Genomic DNA, 8,237 nt, shown 5'->3' with positions numbered 1-8,237 from the left:
ACCGCGACGTTGTGGACATTCGTCCAAAGCCGGAGATTTTGATTTTGCTTTAATTACTGTACGTCCTTTACGAACTAATTGTTGAATAGTTGGCATTCTTAATTCTTTAAAATTTTTCGGACTGCAAAGGTACTGATTCTTTTTTATTTACCAAACAAATTTATATAAAACTTTTTTCAATTTTACACATCATGTGGATTAAGCGGTCCGAACTGGTTATTTAATGATATTTCGTTTCTTTTAAATACTGTGTTACATAATCGCTAACGCCTTCTTCCAGGCTGTAAAAGCCTTCTTTGTAGCCGGCATCGATTAGTTTTTTCATATTGGCTTCGGTAAAGTACTGGTACTTCTCCCGGATATCTTCCGGGGTGTCGATATACGTTATTTTAGTAGGAAGCCCTAAAGTATTGTATAAAGCATTGATCAAGTCATTAAAGGTTCTGGCAGTTCCCGTACCTAAGTTATAAATGCCATTTTCCGGTTGCTGCAGCATCAGCCAGGTACACACCTTCACCAGATCTTTAACATAGATAAAATCGCGCATTTGTCCACCATCGGCATATTCCGGTTTATGAGAGCGGAATAACTTCACTTCACCATCATTTTTGAGTATTTGCTGGTAGGCATGCAGGATTACGGAGGCCATACGCCCTTTATGATATTCATTAGGGCCGTAAACATTAAAGAATTTTAAACCCGCCCAGAATGGGGGAGTACTCTTCTGCTCTAGTGCCCAGACGTCAAATTTTTGTTTCGATACACCATAAGGGTTGAGGGGAGCCAGCTGAGGTATCAGCGCCTCATTATCATCATACCCGAATTCCCCGTTGCCATAAGTAGCGGCAGAGGAAGCATACACCAAAGGAATGCCATTTTCAGTACAATATTCCCATATACTTTTGGAATAGCGTACATTGAGTTCCCTGAATATTTCATAGTTAAACTCGGCCGTATCTGTGCGCGCCCCTAAGTGAAACACATAGGCCACTTTGCCCGGATGCTCTTCGAGCCAATCAAAAAACTGATCCCGGTGTACTTTGGCGAGATACTTTTTATCAATAAGATTATTGGTCTTTGATTTTGACGAAAAATCGTCTACCAATACTAATTGTTCGTAACCCAGGTCATTCAGATGGCCTGTCAGTACACTGCCGATAAAACCGGCGGCACCTGTCACGACAATTACAGCATCTTTTTGCATAAGCAATATAGTGTGGTTTAAAAAAGGCTAAGCGATTTGCTTAACCTTTTTTAAATCTATTGTTCTAAAATTAGTGTTTTGCAGGTGCTTCATGTGCCTCAGTCTTAGGGGTATCTTTACCCTTTACACTCTGAGCAGCGTCTGCAGATGCTTGTGCCTGAGCTTTAGGCTCATGAGGCGTTGGTGTAGCATGTGCATCGGCACCATGTGTTTCTGAACCATGTGTGGGATTAGGAGCAGTATGCGATTCTGTTCCGTGTGCTGCACTACCGCCATGTCCTTCGGTGTGACCCATTTCCTGTACAAAATTGATCGTACCGACTAATAAACCTACAATCATTAATGCGAAAAACATCGCAGATTTGGTTACTAATACCGGCTTTTCTTCTTGTGTTGCGTGTGACATACTTAATAAGTTATTGAAAGTCTTTTATGGAGCAAAAATATAAATTATTCTTGTTTTCTTAAATTAATTTAGAACGAAAAAGCCTGATCTACCAACATTTGCTGTTCTTGCGCATGCAGTTTTGCAAAACCGGTAGCCGTAGCAGCACTTGCCTTGCGGGTCAGATAGCCTAAGTTGATCGGTTTATTGATATTCATTTTCAGGAAAGAAGCAGCCCCCATGTTTTTAGGTTCTTCCTGTACCCATAACCATTGTGCCCCACTATATTTTTGATATAAGGCGTTCAATTGTTCTTGTGGCAAAGGATGTATTTGCTCCAAACGAATAATGGCAACATCTGTTCTGTTTTCCGTAATCTGTTTTTCACTCAGGTCAAAATAGATCTTTCCGCTACACAACAATACGCGTTTTACTTTAGCAACATCTTGTATATTCGGATCATCAATCACTTCTTTGAAACCGCCTACGGTAAATTCAGCAACAGAAGAGTAGGAACGTACATGACGCAGATTTGCTTTAGGGGCAAAGTTTACCAATGGTTTACGGAACGGCAGCGCTAACTGGCGGCGTAAAGCATGGAAATAGTTTGCAGAGGTGGTAATGTTGGTAATATACACATTATTCTCGGCACTCATCTGTAAGAAGCGCTCCAAACGGGCACTGGAGTGCTCTGGTCCGCCACCTTCATAACCATGAGGCAACAACATAACCAGACCATTCTGAGTTTGCCATTTTTGCTCTGCGCTGGTCAGGTATTGATCGATAATGATTTGTGCACCATTGGCGAAATCACCATATTGTGCTTCCCATAAGACCAGGTTAGAAGGGTTTGCCATTGCATACCCATAATCAAATCCTAATACAGCATATTCACTCAATAAAGAGTTGTAAATATAAAATTTACCCTGGTCAGGAGACAATTGGGATAAGCGATTGTATTCCTCATTGGTTTTTTCATCTCTTAAGGCCGCATGGCGATGAGAGAAGGTACCACGTTTCACATCTTCACCACTCAATCTTACTTCATATCCTTCATTCAGTAAAGTTGCGAAGGCTAAGAGCTCGCCGGTTGCCCAGTCGATCTTCTCGCTTTCCTCGTATAATTTCGTTTTGTCGGTAAGTAATTTCTGTACTTTACGCAATGGATTGAAGCTTTCCGGCCATTGCATCAGTTTTTTAAACAGGGTATCAATCACCTCTTTAGTAACTGCAGTATCAGGAGACTTTACAAAATCTTCCTCCACCCCTTTACGCAATTCCTGCCAGGCTAATTCTGGTTTTTGGTAGGTATAAGGTATTGGGTTTTGTTTGTTCTCGTCCAAACGCGCCTGCATCTCATCCCAGAACACCTTCTCCATGTCTTTAGCCAGGTTTTGTGCTTCCGGTGTACCGTGCTGCATCAAATACTCTGTATAAATCTCTCTTGGATTCTTGTGTTTCTCAATTAAGGCATAGAAACTCGGTTGGGTGAATTTAGGTTCATCCCCTTCATTATGTCCATGTCTGCGGTAACAAACCATATCAATAAAGATATCAGCATGGAACTTTTGACGGTATTGTGCCGCAAAAATACAAGCCTTTACCACTGCTTCCGGATCATCACCATTAACGTGTAATACCGGAGCATGTACCATTGCTGCTAAGCTGGTACAGTAGATAGAGGAACGGGCATCTTCAAAGTCGGTTGTAAAGCCGATTTGGTTATTGATTACAAAGTGAATGGTACCGCCTACAGCATACCCCTTCAATTTGCTCATTTGTAATAATTCGTATATAATACCCTGACCGGCTACGGCAGCATCACCATGAATTAAGATGGGTAATACCTTGCTGTAATCAGAATTATAGATGGCATCAGATTTAGCCCTTGCAAAACCCGCAACTACCGGATCTACTGTTTCCAGGTGAGACGGATTGGGGATTAATTGCAGATTCAGGTCTTTTTCATTAGCCGTTTTTACGATAGAACGGAAACCCAGGTGATATTTCACATCACCACTGCCCATAGTCATATCAGCAGGCATGGTGCCTTCAAATTCGGAGAAGATCTGATCGTATGTTTTACGAAGGATATTGGCCAATACATTTAAACGGCCGCGGTGTGCCATTCCGAAGATTACCTCTTCCACGCCACCATCAGCAGCAGCAGTAAGCATGGCATCCAAACCCGGAATCATGCTTTCGCCACCTTCCAGACCAAATCTTTTCTGTCCGATGAATTTAGTATTCAGGAATTTTTCGAAAATAACCCCGTAATTCAATTTATGTAAAATGCGTTTCTTTTGCTCGAAAGAAAACTCTTCCTGCATAAACGCTTCGAAATGCGTTTCAACCCAATCGTAGGTTTCTGTATTGGTGATATAGGTATATTGAATCCCTACACTACCTGCATAAATGGTATGTAATTTTTGATAAATATCCTTCAGCTTTGCTTTGCCTAAACCGATAAAGGAGCCGGAAGAGAATTCCGTTTCCAGATCTGCATCGGTAAATCCAAAATCACTTAAAGCCAGCATGGCCTTACGGTCTACACGCGGGCGAATAGGATTGGTATTGGCGATAAGATGGGCTCTCTTGCGGAAAGAACGAATCATATCATATACGGCAAACTCTTTGGTGAGTTGGTCGTTGCTTAAGGTTGCGCCCCCTCCAATACTTGCACCTGCTTTGGTTTCTGTCGCTGTACCGCCTTTTGTGCTGGCATAGTCGAAGCCTTCAAAGAATTTTTTATATTCCGGGTCTACTGTTTCTGGATTTTTTAAAAAATCGTTATACAAAGACTCTATATAAGCCGGATGCGCGTTGGTGACAAAAGAAAAATCTTTCATTTTTTCTTAAAATGGAATTTGGATATTTTCGAAAATAAATGTGCGAAAAATGGCTGCCTGAAAACAGCCTTTTTTTCTGAGGCACAAATATAAAACAAACAAAAATGAAATAAGTAATATTTTGTTCAAAAAGGCATGTTTTGCTTCGTTTTTAATCAATTTTTAGGGATTTTACCGATTTTCCGCAGATATTAGAAAATGTTTGAGGTATTTTGCACGTTCAATATCCAAGTATTCCAGAGCAGGCTTGAAAAAAATAAGATCATATTGTCATATACTCCTACTCATGGGCATCATGCTGCTACAGGGCATGCCTGCTGTTGCTCAGGATACAAGTGTACTTTCTAACCTGATCTCCAGAAGAGTAGTGCTTCATACGGATACGCTCCAGCTCGACAGTCTTAGCATCGGTTTAGGTTCTTTTTATATAGATCATGTACCTGCTGAGGATTATAGCGTAAATTATACAAATAGCACCTTGGTTTGGAACAAAAACAAACCGATTCCACCGGATAGTGTCACCATCCACTATCGGCGTTTACCCCTTTCCTTAGCGCGTCCCTATTATCATAAAAAAGCCAACTTAATAGACCATAATGTGGTAATGGGTGGAGGCTACCGCTATGATGGAACGATGGCCAACGGTAATGCCGGTAATAACTTCGTCAATTTTAATGCGATTGATTACAACGGGAATTATGGGCGCAGCCTTTCTGTAGGGAACAACCAGGATATCGTCCTGAATTCTCAGTTTAACCTGCAATTGAATGGTTATATCCTGGACAGCGTTCGAATCGAAGCGGCCATTACCGATAATAATATTCCCTTTCAGCCTGATGGTAATACGCAACGCCTGCAGGAGTTTGATAAGATGTATGTTACCTTCGAAAAAGGACGTCATAAGCTTACCGTAGGAGATTACAATATGGATAAGCCCAATAGTTATTTCCTGAATTTCAATAAACGGGTGCAGGGAATTGCCTACGATGGAGTGCTGCTCAAAACCAAAAATATTCAGAATACCCTTAAATTAGATGGTTCGGTAGCTAAAGGCCAGTTTACCCGTAATATTTTTCAGGGGATAGAAGGCAATCAGGGGCCTTACAAGCTGCAAGGGGACAATGGGGAACAATATTTTATTGTTTTGGCGGGTACGGAACGGGTATTTATTGACGGGGAATTAATGGCCCGGGGAGAAGATCTGGATTATGTGATCAATTACAACACAGCAGAGCTTATTTTTATGCCGCGTCGCCTGATCACCAAAGACAAGCGTATCCAGGTTGATTTTGAATACCAAAGCCGGAATTACCTGAATACCTTATTTTTTGTGAGTGATGAGCTAAAGATTGGTTCCAAATGGACTTTCCGCTTTAATGCCTACTCCAATCAGGATGCGAAGAACCAAACGTATGTACAAACCCTAAGTGCCGACCAAAAACGGTTTTTAGGCACGATCGGTGATAATATTGACCAGGCCTTTTATGCTACTGAAAAATTAGACACTTTTGCCGGAAATAAGATACTGTATCGAAAAACAGACTCGGTAGTGAATGGCATTACCTATCCCGGTGTGTATGTGTATACGACCAACCCGAATGATGTCGTCTATAGCCTGAATTTTAGTTATGTGGGGGAGGGCAATGGTGATTATGTTATTTCTGGCCTGAATACCAATGGCCGCTCTTATGCCTGGGTTGCTCCTTTAAATGGGTTAAAACAAGGGAATTATGAACCCAAAGCCTTATTAATTACCCCAAAGTTACAACAAGTCTTTACCACCGGCGCGCATTATCAGATCGACAGCCTGAAACAGGTATCCATGGAATGGTCTTCCAGTAATTATTCTCCCAATACCTTTTCTTCCATAGATAATGCCCTGCATTGGGGCAGTGCAGGGAAACTGGCTTATGAAGAAACGCGTCTATTTGGAAAAGATAGCCTGACGCGCAAAAGCCCCTGGAAGTGGAACAATAAAGTAAGCTACGAGTATGTAGATGCACGGTTTGTCGCCATTGCTCCTTATCGCAATATAGAGTTTAACAGAGATTGGAATATTGCCGCAACAGATACAAGGGCCGATGAGCACCTCGTTACCTTGGCGACTAATATGCTGCATCACAAAAAAGGAAATCTGGGTTACGATTTTACGTTCTACAAACGGGGAACGGATTATACAGCCAACAGGCATCAGGTCTCATTCTTGTATAATAGCCTTCGTTATAAAGCAGGCCTGGGTGGGAGTGCGATGAATAGTGTGTCGCCCGATCAGAAAAGTATTTTTTTACGCCCCACATTTTTTGCAGAAACAGTTACTGGTCGAAAAAGTAAATCCACAATAGGATTTCGTTTCGAGAAAGAATATAACGAATTGAAAAACAGGATGGCAGATACTTTGTTATGGAGTGCTTATAATTTTGACATCTCTAAACTGTATTTCAAGACGGCAGAAAATCAGCCTTTAAACCTTAACTTGAACTATGCCTTTCGGCGGGATTTTGCACCTGCAGGGACGGCCTTTAAACAAAGTAACCGTGGGCATACCGTGGAGGCTAATTTGAATGTCAGCACCTGGAAAAACCATCAGTTGAGCCTTACCGGTTCTTATCGCTTACTCCAAATAGACAATAGTTTATTATCTAAAGAAACCGCAGGATCAACACTTTTAGGCCGTATAAACTATAGTGGTAACATCGCTCATGGATTTTTGGTGCCGAGTTTGGTCTATGATTTTGGTACCGGTCAGGAACAGAAAAGACAATTTACCTATGTGGAGGTGGCTGCAGGGCAGGGGACTTATATGTGGATAGATTACAATAATGATGGGGTACAACAGGCCAATGAGTTTGAAATCGCGATTTATAAAGACCAAAAGCGATTTATACGCTTGATCACCCCGACCAATGAGTATGTAAAAGTGAATTTTGCCAACCTCAACCTCAGTCTGCAATTGAATCCCGATAATCTCTGGCGCAATGTCAAAGAACGGAAGGGCATCCAAAAGTTTGTTTCCCGATTCAGCGACCAGCTGGCATTGCAGATCAATAACAGAACACTGTATGCAGAGGGTTTGAAATCCTTTAATCCCTTTGCCACCAATTTTGAAGATACCAGCATCATTTCTGGCAGTACAGCCTTGAGTAATACCATCTTCTACAATCGCAGCAGTGCCCGTTGGGGTTTGGATTATACGACGGTATATAGTACGAATAAATCATTACTCACTTATGGCTTAGAAGGACAATCGCTATTGAGGCACAATGAAAAACTGCGATGGGTACTGAACAGGAATTATACCTTTATGTTGGCCACAATTCACGGGAATAAACAATTTTCTTCTCCTTTAGACGATGGTCGCAGTTACTTTATCCGCTTTCAGGGTGTAGAGCCTTCATTGCTTTTTCTATACAATAGTAAAATGCGGATTACCGCCAGTTATAAACTGGAGCATCGTCAGAACAAAGGTCTGTTTGGCGGGGAGTTTGCCAATGTACAGAATATTTCGATCGACAGCAGGTTGAGCTTTCCATCTTCCGGGAGTATACAATTCAGAGGTACTTACAGCCAGATACAATACAATGGTTTGGCCAATACCTCCTTGAGTTTTGTGATGCTGGATGCCCTGGCCAAAGGGGCTAACTGGCTCTGGTACCTCAACTGGACCACGAGGATCAATAAGAGTATCGAGTTTTCTTTAGAGTATGATGGTCGTAAGCCCGGTACCAATCCGGCGGTACACACCGGCACCATGAGTGTGCGGGCGATATTGTAAGATAGGATTGAGCACCTTTTTTGATAT

4 protein-coding genes and 1 pseudogene are annotated in these 8,237 nt (G+C 41.8%); 1 reads left to right on the top strand and 4 read right to left on the bottom strand.

Translation table 11 applies throughout. From position 1 onward, the window contains the following. The 4 genes and pseudogenes from DBR32_RS15700 to DBR32_RS05180 all read right to left on the bottom strand — a co-directional run. A pseudogene (locus tag DBR32_RS15700) lies at positions 1-96 on the bottom strand (30S ribosomal protein S12); the annotation flags it as partial. Positions 97-220: 124 nt separating this feature from the next. Next, positions 221-1,204 (bottom strand): ADP-glyceromanno-heptose 6-epimerase, encoded by a 984-nt coding sequence (gene rfaD, locus DBR32_RS05190; RefSeq protein WP_124635244.1) that lies wholly within the window; start codon positions 1,202-1,204, stop codon positions 221-223. Positions 1,205-1,274: 70 nt separating this feature from the next. Further along, a complete protein-coding gene (locus DBR32_RS05185) occupies positions 1,275-1,610 on the bottom strand; it encodes a hypothetical protein (RefSeq protein WP_124635243.1) in 336 nt (111 codons plus the stop codon). A 68-nt stretch (positions 1,611-1,678) separates the two neighbouring features. After that, positions 1,679-4,438 carry a 2-oxoglutarate dehydrogenase E1 component gene (locus tag DBR32_RS05180; protein WP_124635242.1) on the bottom strand — a complete coding sequence of 920 codons (2,760 nt, stop codon included), beginning with the start codon at positions 4,436-4,438 and terminating at the stop codon, positions 1,679-1,681. A gap of 286 nt (positions 4,439-4,724) precedes the next feature. On the opposite strand from DBR32_RS05180, the gene DBR32_RS05175 reads away from it, so the two are divergent. Continuing rightward, positions 4,725-8,210, top strand: a complete 3,486-nt coding sequence (locus DBR32_RS05175; protein WP_124635241.1) for a hypothetical protein — start codon at positions 4,725-4,727, stop codon at positions 8,208-8,210. Positions 8,211-8,237: the final 27 nt, after the last annotated feature.

The organism is Taibaiella sp. KBW10, assembly GCF_003852495.1.
Classification (GTDB): Bacteria; Bacteroidota; Bacteroidia; order Chitinophagales; family Chitinophagaceae; genus Edaphocola.
This window is presented reverse-complemented; position numbering and strand designations above follow the sequence as displayed.

Excerpts from the sequence above, each read along its gene's own strand:
- rfaD (WP_124635244.1), bottom strand. The coding sequence starts at position 1,204 with ATGCAAAAAGATGCTGTAATTGTCGTGACAGGTGCCGCCGGTTTTATC.
- DBR32_RS05185 (WP_124635243.1), bottom strand. The coding sequence starts at position 1,610 with ATGTCACACGCAACACAAGAAGAAAAGCCGGTATTAGTAACCAAATCT.
- DBR32_RS05180 (WP_124635242.1), bottom strand. The coding sequence starts at position 4,438 with ATGAAAGATTTTTCTTTTGTCACCAACGCGCATCCGGCTTATATAGAG.
- DBR32_RS05175 (WP_124635241.1), top strand. The coding sequence starts at position 4,725 with ATGGGCATCATGCTGCTACAGGGCATGCCTGCTGTTGCTCAGGATACA.